Annotated in this window: 18 protein-coding genes; 12 read left to right on the forward strand and 6 right to left on the reverse strand. The window is 48.2% G+C overall.

Going from position 1 to position 20,399, the window contains the following annotated elements:
* Nucleotides 1-30: 30 nt before the first annotated feature.
* The 4 genes from QNO02_RS02515 to QNO02_RS02530 all read left to right on the forward strand — a co-directional run bounded on the left by QNO02_RS02515 (nucleotide 31) and on the right by QNO02_RS02530 (nucleotide 3,977).
* Nucleotides 31-1,533, forward strand: a complete 1,503-nt coding sequence (locus QNO02_RS02515; RefSeq protein ID WP_289391000.1) for a HAMP domain-containing sensor histidine kinase — start codon at nucleotides 31-33, stop codon at nucleotides 1,531-1,533.
* 80 nt (nucleotides 1,534-1,613) lie between these two features.
* Nucleotides 1,614-2,528, forward strand: a complete 915-nt coding sequence (locus QNO02_RS02520; protein WP_124117936.1) for an ABC transporter ATP-binding protein — start codon at nucleotides 1,614-1,616, stop codon at nucleotides 2,526-2,528.
* On the forward strand, nucleotides 2,525-3,241 hold the full coding sequence (locus QNO02_RS02525) for an ABC transporter permease (protein ID WP_091038202.1): 717 nt from the start codon (nucleotides 2,525-2,527) through the stop codon (nucleotides 3,239-3,241). The genes QNO02_RS02520 and QNO02_RS02525 overlap by 4 nt, the downstream gene beginning before the upstream one ends.
* Nucleotide 3,242: 1 nt before the next feature.
* Nucleotides 3,243-3,977, forward strand: a complete 735-nt coding sequence (locus QNO02_RS02530; RefSeq protein ID WP_289391001.1) for an ABC transporter permease — start codon at nucleotides 3,243-3,245, stop codon at nucleotides 3,975-3,977.
* Nucleotides 3,978-4,071: 94 nt separating this feature from the next.
* On the opposite strand, the gene QNO02_RS02535 is transcribed toward QNO02_RS02530, so the two are convergent.
* Nucleotides 4,072-4,632, reverse strand: a complete 561-nt coding sequence (locus QNO02_RS02535) for an acyltransferase (protein ID WP_091038205.1) — start codon at nucleotides 4,630-4,632, stop codon at nucleotides 4,072-4,074.
* A gap of 681 nt (nucleotides 4,633-5,313) precedes the next feature.
* On the opposite strand from QNO02_RS02535, the gene QNO02_RS02540 reads away from it, so the two are divergent.
* Nucleotides 5,314-8,022 carry a PAS domain S-box protein gene (locus QNO02_RS02540; protein WP_091038207.1) on the forward strand — a complete coding sequence of 903 codons (2,709 nt, stop codon included), beginning with the start codon at nucleotides 5,314-5,316 and terminating at the stop codon, nucleotides 8,020-8,022.
* A 260-nt stretch (nucleotides 8,023-8,282) separates the two neighbouring features.
* Here QNO02_RS02540 and QNO02_RS02545 read toward each other — a convergent pair whose 3' ends face one another.
* Nucleotides 8,283-9,236, reverse strand: a complete 954-nt coding sequence (locus tag QNO02_RS02545; protein ID WP_091038209.1) for an L-lactate dehydrogenase — start codon at nucleotides 9,234-9,236, stop codon at nucleotides 8,283-8,285.
* 549 nt (nucleotides 9,237-9,785) lie between these two features.
* Between QNO02_RS02545 and QNO02_RS02550 the strand changes: the two genes are divergently transcribed.
* Both QNO02_RS02550 and QNO02_RS02555 read left to right on the forward strand, forming a co-directional pair.
* Nucleotides 9,786-10,472, forward strand: coding sequence for a MerR family transcriptional regulator (locus QNO02_RS02550; RefSeq protein WP_289391002.1), 687 nt, complete (start codon nucleotides 9,786-9,788; stop codon nucleotides 10,470-10,472).
* A 135-nt stretch (nucleotides 10,473-10,607) separates the two neighbouring features.
* Entirely contained in the window at nucleotides 10,608-11,429 is an 822-nt protein-coding gene (locus QNO02_RS02555; RefSeq protein WP_143023636.1) for a serine/threonine protein kinase, read from the forward strand.
* 216 nt (nucleotides 11,430-11,645) lie between these two features.
* On the opposite strand, the gene QNO02_RS02560 is transcribed toward QNO02_RS02555, so the two are convergent.
* On the reverse strand, nucleotides 11,646-11,855 hold the full coding sequence (locus tag QNO02_RS02560; protein ID WP_017690946.1) for a hypothetical protein: 210 nt from the start codon (nucleotides 11,853-11,855) through the stop codon (nucleotides 11,646-11,648).
* 207 nt (nucleotides 11,856-12,062) lie between these two features.
* Between QNO02_RS02560 and map the strand changes: the two genes are divergently transcribed.
* Entirely contained in the window at nucleotides 12,063-12,809 is a 747-nt protein-coding gene (gene map / locus QNO02_RS02565) for a type I methionyl aminopeptidase (protein ID WP_076215941.1), read from the forward strand.
* Between the two features lie 174 nt (nucleotides 12,810-12,983).
* Entirely contained in the window at nucleotides 12,984-13,997 is a 1,014-nt protein-coding gene (locus tag QNO02_RS02570; RefSeq protein ID WP_289391003.1) for an NADP-dependent oxidoreductase, read from the forward strand.
* Between the two features lie 120 nt (nucleotides 13,998-14,117).
* On the opposite strand, the gene QNO02_RS02575 is transcribed toward QNO02_RS02570, so the two are convergent.
* On the reverse strand, nucleotides 14,118-14,603 hold the full coding sequence (locus QNO02_RS02575) for a CcdC family protein (protein WP_176873064.1): 486 nt from the start codon (nucleotides 14,601-14,603) through the stop codon (nucleotides 14,118-14,120).
* Between the two features lie 217 nt (nucleotides 14,604-14,820).
* On the opposite strand from QNO02_RS02575, the gene QNO02_RS02580 reads away from it, so the two are divergent.
* From QNO02_RS02580 to QNO02_RS02590, 3 genes are read left to right on the forward strand one after another with little or no spacing between them, the layout of a single operon-like run.
* Nucleotides 14,821-15,975: a HEAT repeat domain-containing protein gene (locus QNO02_RS02580; protein ID WP_289391004.1), complete on the forward strand. Its 1,155-nt coding sequence runs from the start codon at nucleotides 14,821-14,823 to the stop codon at nucleotides 15,973-15,975.
* Entirely contained in the window at nucleotides 15,956-17,398 is a 1,443-nt protein-coding gene (locus tag QNO02_RS02585) for a glycosyltransferase family 2 protein (RefSeq protein WP_289391006.1), read from the forward strand. Before QNO02_RS02580 ends, QNO02_RS02585 begins: the two co-directional genes overlap by 20 nt.
* A 54-nt stretch (nucleotides 17,399-17,452) precedes the next feature.
* On the forward strand, nucleotides 17,453-18,583 hold the full coding sequence (locus QNO02_RS02590) for a hypothetical protein (protein ID WP_289391008.1): 1,131 nt from the start codon (nucleotides 17,453-17,455) through the stop codon (nucleotides 18,581-18,583).
* A 493-nt stretch (nucleotides 18,584-19,076) separates the two neighbouring features.
* Here QNO02_RS02590 and QNO02_RS02595 read toward each other — a convergent pair whose 3' ends face one another.
* Together QNO02_RS02595 and QNO02_RS02600 are read right to left on the reverse strand one after the other, a co-directional pair.
* Nucleotides 19,077-19,649 carry a TetR/AcrR family transcriptional regulator gene (locus QNO02_RS02595; RefSeq protein ID WP_289391009.1) on the reverse strand — a complete coding sequence of 191 codons (573 nt, stop codon included), beginning with the start codon at nucleotides 19,647-19,649 and terminating at the stop codon, nucleotides 19,077-19,079.
* Nucleotides 19,646-20,377 (reverse strand): MBL fold metallo-hydrolase, encoded by a 732-nt coding sequence (locus tag QNO02_RS02600; protein ID WP_289391010.1) that lies wholly within the window; start codon nucleotides 20,375-20,377, stop codon nucleotides 19,646-19,648. The genes QNO02_RS02595 and QNO02_RS02600 overlap by 4 nt, the downstream gene beginning before the upstream one ends.
* Nucleotides 20,378-20,399 lie beyond the last annotated feature (22 nt).

Here is a 20,399-nt window from a genome sequence, read left to right on the forward strand (position 1 = left end):
GAACGGAAGATCATGAAGGGAGAACGAAGTATGGATCAAAAGCAATCCGGGCGGCGCAAGCTTCGCTTTGGGCGGTCCTTGATGTCCAGATACATCCTACTGATCTTGGCGGCTGTATTATTTGTGCCCGTTGTCCTTCCGATCATATCCGTTATATATATTGTCGTAGTGAATAACACGAATACGAACCGCGACGCGCCATACGGTGATGTTACCCGGATCAGTAACCTCTGGTCACGTGAAGCGAAGAACCTGGATGGTGCTTCGGATGAAGAGATTAAGGCCCGGTTGGAGCAATTACATGGCTCGTATCCCAAATCTTCCATGTATCGTGTGAATGTGAGCGGTGAGACCCTCTTTATTCTCGGTGGTGAAGATGTAACGCTTCTGAAATCCACGTCGCCGGATGGCAGAACAGACACGACATTGAGATGGTCACTGGATTCCGGGCAAACGACAGAGACTCATATTCCATCCTTATGGAATGTAAACAATACGGTGCAATTCATGAAAGAAGCCTCCTTTCGCGATCCACTGACCGTAGTTGCATATATTGGCGGAGCTGAGCAGGACAAAGGACAGGGATTCATGATCATTGAAGTGCCGCGGTCACTTCTGCAAATGAATCAGAGTAACTGGCCGATGGAACTCTTGTATCTTGGTATCGTAATGACCCTCATCTTTCTGATCTTCATCATTATGTCGATTCTCTTCTTCGCACGCATTCGCAAACGACTTATTCGTTTGCAGACGGCCATGATGACCACCGGCAAGGAAGGCCTCCCGCTTCCGGTAGATATCCGCCGGTCAGACGAGATTGGTCAACTGGAAGAATCCTTCAATCAGATGGTGCATCAACTGTCCGACAGCCGCCACCGTGAACGCGAGGAAGAACAATTGCGCAAACGTCTCATTGCGGGGCTTTCCCATGATCTGCGTACCCCGCTAACGGTGATTCGTGGACATATGCATGCTTTGCACAAGGAAGAGCTGAGCGAGCAAGGTGACCGTTCATTACATCGCATGGAAGCAAAGATGGAGGACCTCGGTGGGCTCATTGACAACATGTTATCCTACAATTTGCTCACGAGTGGGAAGTATACACTGAAGCTGGAAGAGAAAGATATACTGCGGATCGTCAGGGAAACGGCGGCCGCCTGGTACCCGGTCTGGGAGAAAGAGCAATTTGAGATTGATATTGACCTGCCAGAGGAACCATTGATCTGGCATATGGATGAACAGGGGATGCGCCGTATTCTTGATAATTTGTTCCAAAACGTGATCCGTCATGCCGCCAGCGGGAAATATATTGGCATAACAACCCAGGAGATTCAGGGTGAGACGGCTATCGTTATTCAGGATCGGGGTCCGGGAATGCAACCTAATTCCGACACAAAAGGCACAGGTTTGGGCTTATCCATTGTAGACCTGTTGATTCGTGAGATGGGTCTGCGCAAGCGGGTAGACAGTTCCGATACGGGTGTCCAGACATATATCTACAGTGGTAAGGGAAGCAACAAACCGCTGAAATAACTTTTTTAAACTAAACTTAAACTGGAGACTACCTTGGCTTTAAACTTGGAAGGTTACGATAGTTCCGAGGTGATCATACAGTGAGTGAAAATATTATTCAAACGGCGAATTTATGGAAAACATACCGGGACCGTGCAGCGGTCCGTGAACTTGATCTGCATATTAAAAAGGGAGATATCTACGGCTTCCTCGGTCCCAACGGTGCCGGCAAAACAACAACGATTCGCATGCTTCTCGGCTTGATTAAACCAACCAAAGGCGTGATCCGTATCTTCGACAAGGATATCCGCAAGGATCGCATGGATATTTTGCGCCGTGTGGGTTCCTTGGTCGAATACCCGTCCTATTACGGACATCTGAACGCAGTAGAGAATCTGGAAACTTTGCGCCGCATCATCAATGTACCAAAATCAAGAATTGCTGAAGTGCTGTCCATTGTAGATCTGACCAAGGATGCCAAACGTTCAGTGAAGGGATATTCCCTTGGGATGAAGCAACGTCTGGGTATTGCCAGCGCTTTGCTGGGTGAACCGGAACTGCTGATTCTGGACGAACCAACGAATGGTCTTGATCCTGCCGGTATTCAGGAGATTCGGGAACTGATCAAACGCATGCCTCTGGAACATGGCATTACCGTTCTGGTTTCCAGCCACTTGCTGAGTGAAGTCGAACAGATGGCAAGTCGCGTTGGTATTATCCGTGAAGGCAAGATGGTGCTTCAGGATACCATCGCAAGTCTGCATAGTCAGACGGGTAGCTCTATCCGGTTAACGGTTTCCGAGCCGGAAGAGGCTATGAAGCTGGCGAGAGAACAGGGACAATTTGGTCAGCAACAAGGTTCTGCGTTAACGTTCCCTTATATGGATAACAGTTCAGTGGCACTGCTTGTGCGCCGATTAATTGAGCAGGATCATGATGTGTATCGTGTAGAGGAACAGCGTCAGTCGCTGGAAGATCTGTTCATGCGGGTCATTGGCGAGGGGGCTTCCATATGACCGGGCGTGCATTATCATCAGACTGGCTCAAGATTCGGGGGAAAGGGATCTGGTTTCTTGTCTTTCTGGCCCCTCTTGGATTGACAGCGATGCAGGCGCTTAATTTTGGCTTACGGCTGGACTATCTGAAAGAGCAGTATGCAGATAACCTGTGGGGCGGATTGCTGGGCAATGTGGTGGTCTTTGTGCCCTTGTCTCTGATGCTGGGAGCAACCATTCTCAGCTCCATGATCGCTAATGTTGAGCATGAACAGGGATCATGGAAACAGCTGCTCGCGATGCCGATTCCCAGACCAGCCGTGTATTTAGCCAAGTTCCTGCTTGCTTGTGTGCTGCTGGTGATCTCCTGCCTGCTGTTAACCGCAGGAATTGTGGGTCTGGGTCTGATCCTCGGATTCCATGCCAGCGAAATACCTTGGACACATGCGATCAAGCTGGGGCTATTGCCTTTGGCTGGTGCACTTCCCGTGTTGTCACTGGAGTTGTGGCTCACGATGGTTAACAAGAATCAGGCACTTCCCGTCACCCTGGGCATCGTTCTCGCGATAACGGGCATGTTCGCACTCAGTATCTCACCGAACTTTCCACTCGCTTGGGCGCAGATGGCCTGGAATGGACCCAATCCATATCTGTATGCAGGCATGGGGGCAGGTCTAGGGTTATTGATTCTGTTGCTGGGTATGGTGCACTTTAGCCGGAAGGATGTGGCCTGACATGAGCTTTGCGACAACTTACTTCCGAATTTTGTCCGCTGAACGATTGAAAATGGGCAAGTCCCCCATATGGCTTCTGATTCTGCTGAGTCCACTCATTGCGCTGCTCATCGGACTGTTGTCTACTCCATCGGGAAATTGGCAGGTATTGATGAACACGATGGTTTTCCTGCACGGATTGTTATTATTACCGATGCTGACTGGCGTGTTTACGTCCTTTGTCTGCCGTTTTGAACATGCAGGTGGAGGGTGGAAGCAGATGCTGGTTTTACCGCTCACACGTTCAGGCGTATATGCAGGTAAACTGACGATTGTGCTCATGCTTCTGGCGGGTACACAAGTATTATTGCTGATGTCCATTCTGCTGGCAGGCATGATTCACGGCATTACGATGCCTGTACCTTGGGGATTCTTGGCGAGCAAACTGCTGCTTGGGTTGCTAGCTTGTGTACCCTTGGCTGCCCTGCAGATGTTCGTTTCATTGGTGTGGAGCAGCTTTGCCGCACCGCTCGCACTGAATTTTGCACTAACCATACCGAATATTCTCATTGTAAACTCGGCGACATATGGGCCGTATTATCCATGGGCACAACCGATGATTCTGATGACACCCGTGGACGGCGCGGGTTTCGGAGCCTACAACGTGCCACTGATGACGATGCTGGCGGTTGTTGGAGGCAGTGCTGTTATTTTTATTGGAATCGGCATGATGTATTTTGCGAAAAAAGAAATATGAATAATCCGTTACACATTTGGTTATCGTAGATCAAAATCCTCTTTAAGCAAAACATGCAAAGCTCTATTGTATGTATGCTTCAGGAGGATTTTTTCTAATGTCTGACCCACCCATCATGAATGGTCAACTCCCGAATGATTTTGGCTGGTGCCCCGGCTACAAGTGTATTTTCGGGTACATCTTTGGTCACCGTGCTTCCTGCTGCCACAACTGCATTTCTGCCAATGGTCACTCCGGGCAAAATAAGCGCGCCTGTACCAATCCAGGCATTATCTTGAATCACAATCCGCTTGGCAGTCTGGCTCCCGTCATCCAGAGAGTCAATCCGGTGATAGGCACTGTCGAATATGCTAGTTCGAGGACCAATCATGACGTTATTGCCGATGGTCACTTCAACGTTAGCGGCAATCCCGACTCCTGCATTAATCATGACGTCATCGCCAATCGTTAATCGCGCGCCTTTGACTACGGTTAACTGGGTTCCCCATGGTTTGCCTATAATGTTAAGCCGTTTTCCCACCTGCAAGTCACCCAATCTATTCAGATAAACCTTACCCCTGATTCGTGGCAGCAGGCCCATAGAGGGCTGGATTTTACCAAAGATGGCCAAGCCTCTTAGTTTACCGTAAGCAATTTTAACTCTGTTGGGCAGCATGATTCATCCGTCCTCTCCGTAGTTGAAAATCGTTTTTTTAACGATTATAGCCTTTTTGATACAAATTGTATCGTTAATTTTATATCCAGGCATCGCAAGAGCAGATGATCTCTCTTTCCTTGAGAAGATTTGCTTTAGGCGGGGGGCGGGTTTATCCTCTCAACTCCCTAACGAATCTAAGGAGTCTTATTCAAGGATTTGAAGTGATCTCAGAAATCTAAGAAACCTGAGACATGTTATATCCAATGAAACGACCGTTTGCAGCGTTTATGACAGGAGATTATGGGGATTAACGTGTCTGATGTTCTTTAAAATTTAAAAAGGCCACATGGACACCAAATAAGAGGTCCTGAGTTCTTTAGAAAATCGTTTAGCCATTCGCCAGAATCAGCTGACTTGGAATTGAACTTCAAGCTTGTTAGAGGCTTACATTGATTCTTGTATAACTTGTCTTTCCTTGAAGACGTCTCCTGCGTAAAATCAAAATTTCCAAGTATTACATCACACATCATGTGAATTGGATCATAGATTGTAAGCAAAATGAGACGAGAATCTGGTAAAATAAAAAAAGCTGTTTCTAGGCTGGCTTACGTGGTTATTCGAGGGTAGGCCCATTTCTGTAAGGGATAATCCATCCCTGTTGTTAGATGAAGATATTGGCTGAGAAAAGAGGGGTAAGCCTTGGATATTAATAAAACGGAAACCCTGAAGCGCATTATTTCTGAGGGAAGTTCTTACCAATCACTGTTTTTTAACCATCCGGATGCCATTTATGTGATGGACATCCATGGAAACTATATTGATGCTAATCCCTCGGTAGAGCGGATATCAGGGTATACACTGGATGACTTGATTCGTATGAATCAGAGTGAGATCTGTCCTCCAGACAGTGAAAATTCACGGAAAGAATATATTAAAGAAGTGCTGGCTGGACGTTCAGTCAGTAATTCCATTACTTTTTATCATAAAGATGGTTCCCTGAAACAGGCAGAGATCACGTATGTGCCTATAACGGAGGGAAACGAAGTTGTAGGAATCTATGGTATTGCCAAAGATGTTACCGATATCCTGGAAGTGCAACGTGAGCTTAAGGAGGCACAGGAGAAATATCAGGTGCTGGCTGACCATGCGCAAGATCTGATTACGACTTGTTCTGCGGATGGAGAGTTGTTATATGTCTCCCCTTCCGTGTACGCCTTGCTCGGTTATAAGCCGGAGGAAGTCACGGGCAAGTCCTTCAAGGATTATTGTTATCCGGGAGACTATCCGGACCCTATGGATCTTTCCAAGATCGGCAATGGCTGCAAGATGCGTGTGTTGCACAAGAAGGGACACTATATCTGGATGGAGACATTGGCGAAACCTGTGGCTGGAGAGCGTGGCAAGAGTGTCCAGATTGTAAGCATCAGCAGGGATATTACCCAGCATAAGGATGCGGACAGACGTCTTCGGGAAAGCCGTCAGCGATACAGATCGTTGTTCGAACATAACCCGGCAGCTGTGTATTCATTGAATCTGGAAGGTAAATACAGCGCAGTGAACAGCAAACTGGTGCAAATGCTGGATATTCCGCGTAATAAGCTTATTGGCCAATCTTTTTTATCCAATCTGGATAAATGCGAAGTGCAATACGGCAAACATTATTTTGAAATGGTGAAGCAAGGCGAACCGCAATATTATGAGACACGAATCGTCAATTCAAGTGGTCGGAAGATTGAAGTATCTGTTACGAATGTGCCCATTATTGTGGATAAGGAAATGGTAGGCGTCTATGGGATCGTGTCCGATATTACCGAGCGCAAGGAATATACGGAACGGATTCAGGAGCTTAGCAAGCAACATGAGCTGATTCTCAACACGGTTACGGAAGGAATATTTGGTTTGGATGCGGATGGAATCACCATGTTTATGAATCCAGCAGCAGCTTCGATGTTCGGTTATGAGGCGAAAGAATTCATTGGCAAAAACTCACATCCAATCATCCATCACACCCGTGCAGACGGAAGTCATTTGCCACAAGAAGAGTGCCCGATCCACATGACCGTGTTGGATGGACAGAGACGTTCGATCAAGGAAGATGTGTTCTGGCGTAAAGATGGCAGCAGCTTTCTGGTGCAGTATCAGGTGACGCCGATTATTGAACAGGGACAGATTCAGGGTGCTGTGGTTGTGTTTAATGATGTGACTGGCGAACGTGAAATTGTACGTGCCAAAGAAACAGCTGAGCTGGCAGCTCAGGCCAAGTCAGAATTTCTGTCGATGGTTAGCCATGAGATCCGGACACCGATGAACGGGATCGTGGGGATGACAGAATTGTTGATCGGTACCGATTTATCGGAAGAACAGCGTGAATATGCCGAGATTATTCGAGACAGCGGCGATGCTCTGCTGAACATCCTTAATGATATTTTGGACTTCAGTAAGCTGGAATCCGGGAAAATGGCACTGGCTTATGAACCATTTGCATTACGCAAGATGCTGGAACAGGTTGCCGAGCTGTTTAAACCGCGTGCAGATGAGAAACATCTGGAGATCAGATATCGCCTCAATCCAAGCATCCCTGAGTTCATGGTCGGTGACGCTATACGTATCCGGCAGATTCTGGTGAACTTGGTTGGCAATGCGCTCAAGTTCACAGATCAGGGAAGCATTGATGTTAACGTGGATATTATCAAGGGCAGAAAGCCTGAAGACAGCGTTCTTGATTTTGCGGTGCAAGATACGGGAATTGGCATCCCGGCTGACAAGCTGGATCAGTTGTTTCAGTCCTTCTCTCAACTACACCCGGTGATTAACCGGAAGTATGGTGGTACCGGACTGGGACTGGTCATCTCCAAGCGACTCGTGGAGATCATGGGAGGCAGCATCAGTGTCGAGAGTATAGAAGGGGAGGGCTCAACCTTCCGGTTTGCTGTTCCTGCGGCGAGTGTAGATGCTTCAGCAGAACAGACAGCAAGTCAATTCCATCATGATCGTACACGTCAGAGTGATAAGGTCGCCATGCGTATTCTGGTGGCGGAGGATCATCCGGTGAACCGGAAGATTTTGCGAGAATATCTGGAGAAGCTCGGATACCAGGCAGATGTGTGTACTAATGGCGTGGAGGCAATTGATGCCATCTCTCAGAATGCTTATGATATTGTCCTGATGGATATTCATATGCCTGTGATGGATGGACTGAAGGCGACAGACCTGTTACACCGCCTAATTCCACAGGATCGCATACCTCCAATCATCGCAGTTACAGGCAATGCCAAACGTGAAGATAAGGAAGCTTGTCTGGAGATTGGTATGCGTGATTTTATTAGCAAACCGGTTATGCTGAGTGAGTTGAAGCGGGTGTTACAGCAATGGGGGCCAAGGGACGAACCTCAACTTGCGCCAAATTGAACAACTACTCAAATCAATTTCATAACTCACTAAAATAGATTTCTGTAACTAAATATAGACAAAATGAACCGTTTTGATCTATATCTAGCCTTGATTGAAGCTGCTGAAGGTATTATGAAATTGATTCATCTGGCTGTGAAAAATAATAAACGTAAACACGCCAATAATCCTCCACTGATGGAGTGTTATTGGCGTGTTTGCGTTGGCAGGCTTTTGAAGTTGAGCCGAAGCATACAAAAGTGGAGTAGTATACAAATGGCTTATACCAGTGTCAGACGATTGATGTTACCAGATAGGATTTCACAGGAATTGTTGAATTTCTCACGTTCCGTTGCATCCAGATTCAATTCGATAATCTCCTGAATGCCATTGCCACCGATGATTGCAGGAACACCGACGCAGACGTTGTGTTGCTCGTACTCTCCGTCCAGAATAGCCGATACGGCGATGATCTTGTGTTCGTCATTGAGGATGGAACGAGTGATGTGCGCGAGGGCATTGCCGATTCCGAATTGGGTAGAACCTTTACGGGTAAAGATTTCCCAACCGGCATCCTTCGTTTTGCGTGCAATATCGTCCAGATCCAGATGTTTGAAGCGCTCCTTGTGCTGATCCATGATGTGCATAATCGGTTTGCCACCGATGGTCACATGAGACCAGGCTACGAACTGGGATTCTCCATGCTCCCCGAGGGCATAACCGTGCACACTGCGTGGATCGATGGAGAAGACTTCAGACAGCAGCGTTTTAAGCCTTGAAGAGTCAATGGACGTTCCTGTGCCGATGACATGCTCACGCGGCAGACCAGATAATTTCCATACCATATAAGTTACTATGTCAACCGGATTGGCAGCGACGACAAAAATCCCGTTAAATCCACTTTTCATGATCGGGACCACGATGTCTTTAGCAATCGATTCCGCTTCCTCCAGAATATCCAGCCGTGTCTGTCCTGGCTTGGGATTCGCTCCGGCAGTTAAGACAATAACATCCATATTGCCACAATCCGCGTACGTGCCTGCATATACCTTGGTGCGGTTATGTGTGAAGTCCATACAATGAGAAAAATCCAATGCCTGTGCTACAGCACGGTCGTACGTCCGGTCCACCATCATAATTTCCCTGCATATCGATTGATTAATCATGGAATACGCACAACTCGAACCGACAAGACCCGCCCCGATCACCGCTACTTTGCCTGATTTGCCTAACACTGCCGTTCAGCCCCCATTTAGATTGATATTTATCCGTTACTAATGCGTCCTATGTTAAGTATAGTCCTTTATTTTATGCTGGAATGTACTTCTACGTTACATAAGATAACACATGGAAAAGCTGTGCAGCAATGATATCCGCTATCGCGGGAGCGTATTGGAGTAACGGAGTTAACAAAATTGACATGAATAATTCCTAATCATATGATTTGACGGCGTTTGCAACTGTGTCATTCGACATGACAGCATTCATGCTCATTGTCGGAATGGGGGTTATTTGTGCGGATCATATACCTGACAAAACTTCTTAGGAATCCGCAGAAACAGAACAAAACCGCCAAAGGGATCTGCCGAGAAGCTGACGAATACATACGGACAAGCAAAAGATAAGCCATACTTGATCCATGAGACAGGTTGCCCCGATCCGATGACGGTTCCAAAAAAAAGGAACGCTGAAGCCATAATGTTTTTATCCAAGAATCAATTTCATAACTCACTAAAGGTATTATGAAATTGATTCCCAAAAGACTTCATTCCGGGAGGGAATTAATGATGATTGAAGAAGCAGGAGCAACGACGGAAACGGCCAAGAGCCTGGGCATAGGTGCCAGTACTCTTCGTAAATATGCGGCGGCACTGGAAGAGCAGGGATACCGGTTCGAACGTTCCGCCAACAAATCCAGACTATTCAAGTCCGACGACATCGAATGCATTGAACGCCTGATGACTGAACTCCGAGAGCATAATCTGCCCCTGGCTGATGCTGTGGTGACTGTATTGGCTCCAGAAGTACCTGTAGCTGCAGTAGAAGTAGATGTACCGGTGATGGGGATTGAAGGTCTGTCAGAGACGGAATGTGCAGCAACATCAATGTCATCCGTATTCCCTGAAGAACCTGAAATAATGGGTAATCTGAGATCCTATGAAGGTCTGGGGCAACTGGTAAGTGAGGTGACTTATGGTGCTGTAGAACAACAGCAGGATGATCGGGTACAGCTGCTGCAACAGCGGGTCGATGAACTGGAGCTGACCCTTCAGCATCTGGCGGAGACACATATGGCGCTCCAGGAACAGATGGAGAAACAGCGCCTGTGGATGAACGAGAAGCTGGAGGAAGAGCGAGATCGCGAACTCGTGACCAACTTGCGCAGCTTCCAGGGAAGAAAACGCAAACCAAAAGGAGTATCCCTGCGTATGTTGTTCGGGTTCCTACCCAAGAAGCATAAGGAAGCTTGAATGACAGGCTCTTGCTCATCGTGATTTTGCATTATGGGCCTGATATAATAAGCTCCATACAACATGAAGACTGGCAGCGGACTGCTCAGTATAGATAAAGACTGAGTGGATCAGGAAGCTGGCGTGGGAGGATCTGTGGAGCTGCGACGAAGTTGGCAAAGATTGCTCGGACTATGGACGGATCGTCCTCGGCGGGAAGGTACGACCATTGCTGAGCGTTATACAATAAAGGAATTGCTGGGTATGGGGAGCTATGGGCTGACATACCTGTGTACAGATGACCAGAATGGCAGGGAAGTGGCGTTGAAGGAGTCCAAACCTAGCAAGGGCAGACTCTCTGCGCACCTGTTGGAGCGGGAGGCGGACGTGATGAGGCGTCTGCATCATCCGGCGATCCCTGATCTATTGGATGTGTTCACATCCGGGAGACGAAGTTATATCGTTACCGAGTATATTCGTGGACAGACGCTGGAAGATTGCATATTTGAGCAAGGTCTTCGATATACGGAGCGGGAATGTCTGGAATTGGCAGGACAACTGCTGGTTCCGGTGGCTCATGTGCATGAGCAGGGATATATTCATGGAGATGTGCGGATTCCCAATGTTATTTTACGTGAAGGGGCGGTACATCTAATTGACTTTGGCCTGGCGAGACGCTTGGGGGAGCCGTTGTTGCCGGAGCTGAAGCGACGTATGCGTGAAGTCCCTGAGCCTGAAGATGAGCGGGCTACACCGGATCATGATTTGCAGGATATCGGCCACTTTCTTCTCTTCATGCTGTATTCGGCTTATGAGCCAGAGAAGGGCCGTGAACCCGCCAGCTGGCAGGAGGAACTTAAGCTTACGCCGGAATTGCACCAGATGCTGGAGCGACTCCTTGGACTCCGTCCAGGTTATGAGGGTGGGGCGACAGAGTTACAGGCGGAGATTGCGAATGTGTTGCTGAAATTACAATGAAATAAGCTCTGTAGGTGGACCTATATTTGTTATCCGTGACCTCTTCGTATGATATCTATAGGGGTCTTTTTCCTTTTTGCTATATAGAAACAATAAAGGGGTGTTCTGTTAGCCGTGAGTATGGCTAGCGAACACCCCTTTATTAAATATTTTATTGTAGCGTCTAATAAGCTGCTGGTGTGTTCATTGCTCTTTAAAAGCAGTCGTGAGAGCAGCTTAGCTGGAGCTGTATTTTCTGCTTTTGTAATACCCGGAGCCACTGCGGCTGTCCCGGTATTTCACATCTGAAGAAGAATAGCGCTTGTAGGAACGCTTGCCTGAAGAACTGCTGTGACGTTTATAGGAGCGCCTGTCCGAGGAGCTGTAACGTTTGCGGTGAGATGAAGATTTGGAATCGATAAGTTTGCCGATAATCTTTTTGAACATGAGCTTTCACCCTTTCGACTTCAACTGTTTTAAGCATATACGTGGCTAGATCAGAAGGGGTTTCGATTTTTTCATGGATAATTGTATTCATTGGACAGGCGCTTGGCGTATAATAGGATGTTGCTGATTGCGCGGAATTTTTTATTTTGAGTGTTTAGCGTTACAATAGAGGACAGGATAAGATTTTAACGGACAGGAGTAGTTATTATGATTACATTGAAGACCAAAGAACAGATTGAATATATGAAAAAAGCCGGAGAAATTCTCGCCGCATGCCATAGAGAAATTGCAAAGATGATTCGTCCAGGCATTACGACACAGGAGATCGACCAGTTTGCAGAAGCTTTTATGAAGAAAAATGGCGCTACGCCGGAACAAAAGGGATATAACGGATACCAATATGCGACATGTGCGTCGGTTAATGATGTGATCTGTCACGGGTTTCCGGGAAAATATGCACTGAAAGACGGCGATATCGTTACAATCGACATGGTGGTTAATCTAAATGGCTGGCTGGCGGATTCGGCTTGGTCATATGCTGTAGGTGAAGTGACTCCGGAAGCACAACATCTGCTGGATGTAACCAAAAACTCTCTGTACAAAGGCATTGAACTTGCCGTGGTGGGCAACCGGATCGGAGATATCTCCAATGCGATTCAAGTCTATGCAGAAGGTGAAGGCCTATCGGTTGTGCGTGAGTTTATCGGACACGGCATTGGTGAGAAGATGCATGAGGAACCACAAGTCCCTCACTACGGTCCGCCTCATCGGGGTCCGCGTCTCAAGGAAGGCATGGTTATTACGATCGAACCAATGCTGAATATTGGTACGTTCCGAAGTAAGCTGGATTCAGATGGATGGACTGCTCGTACTATGGATGGAAGTCTGTCTGCCCAGTATGAACATACGATTGCGATTACGGCGGATGGTCCAGTGATTTTGACAGCACAATAATAGCCAAAAGCAGCTACAATGTGACGATATTTGCATATTTCAAGGCGGCCCACGTTTGTGATCCGCCTGTTTCGGTTTAAACTATTAAGAAGTGATAACACAGAGCCAGTGGTAAGTGATCTCAGCTGACAAGGGTTAACCTTGCGTCCACTTGGCAACAAGGAGGTAATTTTGGTGTCTTTAAATAAACAGATCGTACTTGCGTCTCGTCCCGAAGGTGCCCCTTCCAGAGAGAATTTCAACTTCATTGATGCGCCTCTTCCTGAACCGGAAGCTGGGCAAGTTCTGGTACGTACATTATATTTGTCGGTCGATCCGTACATGCGGGGCCGCATGAAAGATACAAAGTCCTATGCTGCACCGTACGCGTTAAATGAAGTGATCATGGGTGGAGCCATTGGGCAGGTTGTAGAATCTTCGGAACCCAATCTGCGCAAAGGAGATCTCGTATCCGGTATGTGGGGCTGGCAGCAATATGCCGCAGTGAATACGGGGGATCTGTCGCTGATCGATACGGAAGAAGCACCAATCACCGCTTACCTGGGTGCGCTAGGCCTGACGGGTCTGACGGCTTATTTTGGTATGGAGGACATCGGCAAACCGAAGGACGGCGAAACGGTCGTTGTATCGGGAGCAGCCGGAGCGGTAGGCATGATTGCAGGTCAGATTGGTAAAATTGTGGGAGCACGCGTGGTTGGTATTGCAGGCTCTGATGAGAAATGCGCTTATTTGAAAGAAAAGCTGGGCTTCGACGTGGTGTTGAACTACAAGAAGGAGCAGGATATGTCAGCGGCCATTGAACGGGCTTGCCCGGATGGTGTAGATGTCTACTTTGACAATGTGGGCGGTGACATCTCGGATGCAGTCTTGCGCCACATCAATCGGAATGCACGTATTCCGTTATGCGGTCAGATCTCATCCTATAATCTGGAGAAACCGGATATAGGCATGCGTCCACAGACGTTGCTGTTAACAAATACAGCATTAATGAAAGGTTTCCTGCTGGGTGACTATACGAAATCCTTCAAAGAAGGCCGCGCCAAGTTGGCGAAATGGATCCAGGAAGGTCATATCCAGTATGAAGAAAACATTGTGGACGGCTTCGAACAGACGCCGGAAGCATTCATGGGCCTCTTCTCGGGAGATAATCTGGGCAAGCAGCTGGTTAAGGTTGCAGATCCTGAATAGATATTGAATGGTTTACATGTACAAATTAGGTTGAAAACGAAAAGACACGTTCTGCACACCGAGGGTGCAGCAGAACGTGTCTTTTTATCTGTAAATCTGTGCGTGGTCTATGTAGGGTGACTAGTGTTCGGCGACCAGCACTTCTTTGTAGTGTTTGTACATATATACACGCCAGCGTACAATCATGCCAAAAGCCAGCAGGAAAAACAATCCGCCCGTTTGCGGAATACTTACATATCGCTGGATGACTTCATGCAGGATCAGGCGTACGGCCAACAATCCAAGCAAGATAAAAGCAAAGCTGCGAGAACGTGTGGCAAAAATTTCCTCACCTACTCGTTCAAACCGTGTACTGCGAATGAGGGGATAGGAAAAGAGGAACCAGCCCACCAGAAACGCAATGAATGCCCAGAGTAGAGGAACATGAGTCTCAGGTACAACAAACATGAGAAATCCTGTGCTCATGCCGAGCGGAGGAATAAGGATTTTACGAATAGTCACCGGTCTGTGACTGGCTTTCATGCGGATGAAGATGGCAAGCAGTGCCATGACAAGCATGCCCACGGTTGCTCCGATTTGCAGGTAGTACGGACTAATTTGAGCCACGTAGAACTCCCTCTTTCTGGAATAATATGTTATCCGGAGATCCGGAACCCAGTACGAATTGCCGGAATTTTCAGTTCCTATTATATCACAAACGCAGAAAGCCGATAGAAAGCTTAGTGTATCATATACCCGATATGTATTCACAGGGTGTATTTGAAAATTTTGTATTATTGTGCCCGTTGTAAGGCCGTTTATTCGATTAAGGGGAAATCATGCAATGATTGGACAACAATGGATGTATATCAAGCTTATTGGCTCACATCATAGAGGGTGGCTTATGGGTAATACAGATTGGTTAGTACATGTGGTCAGCCTTGTGTGTGCAAGTGTACTAGCTTTTTTGCTGGTTATCTACGGTTACATCTTATGGATGAAATATAGCAGTAGGCGCAGGGAAAAGGTTAAGACAGCACTGATGCAGGAATTACTTTCCGAAGATTCGGTGTTACAGCGGTATTTGGGCCAAGGAGAAGTAAAAGTAGACTTATTGAATATGAGTGGAGATCAACAGAGCGTTTTGCAGCAGCTGTTATTGCAACGGCTTGCTCAAGGTCCGGTAGAGCACGAGACTCTGCGAATTCGTCTGTTATCCTGGCAAGTCTTTGGAAGTTCATACCGGTCGGTTCTGAAGACGGGAAAGTGGAGTGAACGGGTTAACACGTTGTTATATATTGAACAGTTTCATATGATAGAGCTTCTGCCCAGGTTAGAGGATATGCTGCGGGTTACTTCCTGTACGCCGCTTGAACGCTTCATCATTTTGCGCATATATGCCCGAACCGGTTATTTCAGAATCGTGAAGGAATTGTTGCGTGAGCAATATGTATGGTCCGATTCGCAGTATCTGCAGATTCTGCTGTTGCTTACCGATTCATCCTGGACTCGTCTGAAGGGTCATTTCAAGGATGTACCTTATCAGGTCCAGTGTAATATCGTCCATGCCATTCGTATTCGGGATGACCAGACGGAGGGTGCTGTTGTTCTACTGGAGAAGCTCATTCTTGGAGAGGATGCGCTGCTGCGTACCCTCGCTTATCAGGCATTGGCTCAAGTGGGCAGAGGGCGTGAAGAGTTGCTGAAGGGGCTATTGCTGGTATGGAACGAATCTGGTGAGGAAAGGCAACGCTCGGAAAGACTAACAGTGACCCGGCTTATGGGTACTGTTCATGCGGATGCTTTTATTCCTAGACTGAAGATAATGATGGGTGATCCTTCTTTTCAGATCCGACAGGAAGCGGCGAATTCTCTTGCCCGGTACGAGCAGGGACTTGAAGAACTCCGGGAAACGGCTGTAAACCATCCGGATAAATATGCAAGGCAGATAGCGGAGGAAACGCTGGAAAGGATGCAGTATGGACGAAAGATGGATTGAGATGTTGCAGAGTTTTGTTTTGGCATGTTACGAGGGGGTATTTATCTATCTGGTGTTAGCGATTGTGATGTGCAGTGTTCTGGTAGTTGCTGCCGCTCGCACATTGATTCGCCAGAGGGATCTGGACCCGCTGCAATATCATGTGATGTTGGATGAAGAACTGGCTCCTGCGGTATCCCTGCTTGTCCCGATGCGTAATAGTGAGAATACGATCATACAGCGAATTAATTGTCTGCTGGATATTCAGTATGCACGCTATGAGGTTATTATCATTAATGATGGATCAGAGGATCGAACAATGCCACGGTTAATAGAAACCTATGATCTAATGCCCATTCGGAGTAAAGTTCATTATTCGGGACTCGGCCAGGAGACGGCTCAGGTTAAATGTGTCTACCAATCCAGGTTGCATCATCGTCTGATTGTGATCGACAAGGAATATGGAGGACGAATGGACTCCCTGAATGCAGGCCTGAATATCTCGCAATATCCTTATATCGCCTCTGTTGGACCCTGGACAGTTCTGGAACGGGATGCATTGGTGAAGATTATGAAACCCGTTATGGATGCTCTCCCAGGAGAAGAGGTCGTTGCTTGTAGTGGACGATTAGATCTCATGGCCCCCAGAAATACGGATCATACAGATTTAACGGATAACAGCACAAGACTTACGGGCAGTACGTTGTATGTAATGCAGACCATTGAATACGTGCGTGCTTTTTTGATTAGTGGTGTGGGACTTGTTCGTTACAACATTAATGTGCTTTTATTTACGGCCCAAGTATTCGGTGTATTCAAAAAGAACCGGGTGTTGGAAGTTGGGGGTTACAAGCGCGACGACCAGGTCGCTCACATGGAACTGGTGATGCGGTTACAGAAACATATGAAGCAGATCCGGGAACATGGCCGTATTATATATATTCCCGATCCGATCTGCAGGGTAGAAGTACCCGGTACATGGCGTCAGCTGTGCAGACAGCGTATCGGTTGGCACATGCAGCTTGCAAGCAGTCTATGGACTCAGCGGAGCATGATCTTTAATCCGGCCTATGGCTGGATGGGGATGGTATCCATCCCTTATTTTATTCTGATCGAATTGTTGGGGCCTGTGATGGAACTGGGAGCGATTTTGCTGTTCATTGCAGGCATAGGGCTACAGTTGGTGGATATCAACCTATGCATCATTCTCGCTTTGCTGCTCACGCTCTATGGTTCACTGTTGTCCGCTGGTATGGTAATGTTCGAAGTATGGTGTTCACGCAAAGCGTACACGTCCAGAGCAGTGACGCGTCTGTTATTGTATGCTTGTTCGGAGACGTTCTGGTTCAGACCGCTGAACAATATATTCCGTATGTTTGGCATTTTGCAGGCTATGGGATTGCGGAAGGCAGAGGAAAAGGACAGCAGACATGGATTAGGGTAATCTAACGACCGATCCTGACAATACCTTGGAACAGAGCAAGGAGGAATACGCTTTATGAAAAAAAGTTACAGGCCAGCCACGATGTGGACGCTGGCTTGTTTTACAGTGGTATCGGTGGTGCTGGTTGTCCCCTGGATTATGTGGCAATCTCAGGCCCCTGTTCCACTGAACATTATGATTATTGACAAGAGCAGACCGGACTTGTCCTATCAGGGGCACAAGGGATTGGTCTGGCTTTTGAATCAACAGAAGATTGTACAGCACACAGGGGAATACTACTCGTATGAAGAGGATTATTACGGCTATGATCTTCAGGACGGGCTTCCACGAATGAAACAAATGCTGCCTGATGAGGTGACAGACACGGATCTGATCTATTTGACGGCGAATCGCAGTAGTCTGTCTGCACAGAAGAGTGCAGGGAAACAAGGCGGAATCTATGAAGGATTAACGATATATGATGTGCAGAAGATCCGCGAGGCTGCGTATAAAGGGGTAACGATTGTCGCCGAATACAGTGCCTTGGCAAATACGGCTTCGAAGATGACCAGGGAGCAACTGTATCCCAGTTTGGGAGTGAACAGCAGTGGATGGCAAGGGAAAACGGTATCTAATCTGCAAAGTATAGAAGAAGTCCCCCGGTGGGTTCGGGCGAATTATGAGCAGCGGGAGAAGAAGAAATGGTCATATTCCGGAGCGGGTATGCTGCTGATACATATGGATGGACAGGTCATGGTACTGGAGAAAGGTCAGGATGTGAAGACAGGCAATATACAGATTGCATTTACACCGGAAGGCAGCGATTGGAGCGGTATAACCCAGGATATACATTACAATGGCTGGTTCGATATCATTGTGCCGCAACAGAAGAATTCCATACTGGCCTGGTATAAGACGGATTTGACGAAGGCAGGCGAGCAGAAACTGGGGAATGCAGGAATACCCGCGGAGTTTGCTGCACTTGTCCGCTACGATGACTATAATCGATCGTATTACATGGCAGGGTCATTTGGTGAGATGAAGCATTATTCCTTCTGGCGCCGAATCCGGGGATGGGAGGTCGTCCGGTCCAAGCTTACGCCAGATCAGAAAGATATCCCTGACATGTTCTACTGGAAGGTGTACGTGCCCGTGATGAAGCATATTTTGAATGAAGTGCAGGATGGACGGCAGCAATGGCCATAGGGTGGTTGTAAAGAAAAACGTTCGGATGGAGAGCAGGTAGTGAAAGGCCGTTCTTCTGGAGTGAGGACCGGGAGATGTACATATTAGAGAAGCGCGTAGATGTGAGGGGCAGGAGTTTTGAGCGGAGCACGATATGTATCAGGCGGAAATTGAATTGCAATGTGTAATGCGATGCCGCTATGGCATCATGAACTGAAGTAACATATGTAGCAGACTCTAACGAACTTAGCACGTCTTATTCGGCCTAATTTGCTACGTTGGTAGATCTAACGAATCACAGACACGTTAAATGACGGAATATGCTCATTTTGCCTGTCCTACTGCCAGTTTTCTGCGAAATAGGATGTGTGGAGTTCGTTAGATTTTTCTATCCACTCTAATTGGCGTTATAGCGTGTCCTGGGTTCGTTAGATTTTGGCAAGAAGGTGGAACAGCAACGTAAAAAGGACTGCAGAGGATCTGCAGTCCTTTTTCATGATACAACCCGTGCGTACTAGTTTTCGTGAAGATGCCGGAGTCCGTGCAGGAAGGCGGATACGGTCAGACGCAGACTTTCGTCCGGATCAAAGTTCATGCCGAAGCCGCCCTGTGCCTCAATGGAGGCAAATCCATGGCAGAGGCTGCGTAAACCACGAACGGCGTGCAATGCTTCCGCTTCGGTGAGCGGGTAGGGCTGCAAGCTGTGCAGCAGCAACTCCAGCGTGGCTGTGCTGGCCGCGGCGAGCTGTGGCTCCTCGCGGTCCGGGGCATGAAATGAGGCTTCGTACAGCCCGGGGTGCTCGCGGACGAAGCCAATGTATGCCGCAGCGATGGCCTGGATGGCATCGTCGCCTGTGCGGTCAGCGATAGCCTCGGTTAATGCGCGGCTGAGCTGTTGTACGGACATCAGCGCCATTTCCTGGCGAAGCCCGGGAAGTCCGCTGATGTGGTTGTAGAGCGACGGCGAGCGCACATCCAGCCGCTGTGCCAACGCGGCGAGTGTCAGCGCCTGAAAGCCGTCGCTGTCAGCAAGCTGGGCCGCGGCACTGAGCAGAGCGCCGCGATCCAGCCCTTGCCGGGGGCTCATAGTTGCCCTCCGGCAAGATCAAACCGCTGCTGTGCATCAGCGGTTGCCGCGCGCATAGCGGCAGCGGGCTGGCGCAGCATCCGTCCGTGGCCTACAGCCAGCACGGACGGTTCCAGCTCCGCCAGACGCTTCGCGCTGGCCAGAGCCGCTTCGCGGTTCCACGTCGCCAGCGCGGGGAACGGGAAGAGCGGGCGCACGCGGCCGGATACGGAAAGGCCGCCTTGCAGCTGGTACGCGTCGCCAGCGATGAGCACGCGGCTGCGCGTATCCATGAAGGCCATATGCCCCGGCGTATGTCCTGGTGAGGCAATGGCGACTAGTGAACCAATCTGCTCACCGTCATCCAGCAAGTGGTTTGGCTGGGTGCGCACCGCTTTGGGCTTAGGCACTCCGCCGCGTACCGGAGTTTGTGGCTCACCGGGAAGAAGGGAAGTATCACCCGCCAATAGCCGGGCATCCCGTCTGGAGATGAAAACCTCGGCTTGGGGCAGTGCCTCTTTGAGACGATCCAATGCACCAATATGGTCGCTATGCGCGTGAGTCAGAATGATCTTGGTAATGGGCCTTCCAAGGGAATGGGCAGTTGCCAAAATCCCCTTAAAACTGAACGGTATTCCGGTATCAATCAGGGTTAATCCATCTTCCTCTTCGACCAGGTATACGTTCACAGGGAAGAGTCTTGGAAAAAACGTAACTTGAACGACATCATATTCTCGGGTAATGCGCATCGTTGAACCCTCCTTAAAACTA

The sequence above is a fragment of the Paenibacillus sp. PK1-4R genome, assembly GCF_030369595.1.
Classification (GTDB): domain Bacteria; phylum Bacillota; class Bacilli; order Paenibacillales; family Paenibacillaceae; genus Paenibacillus.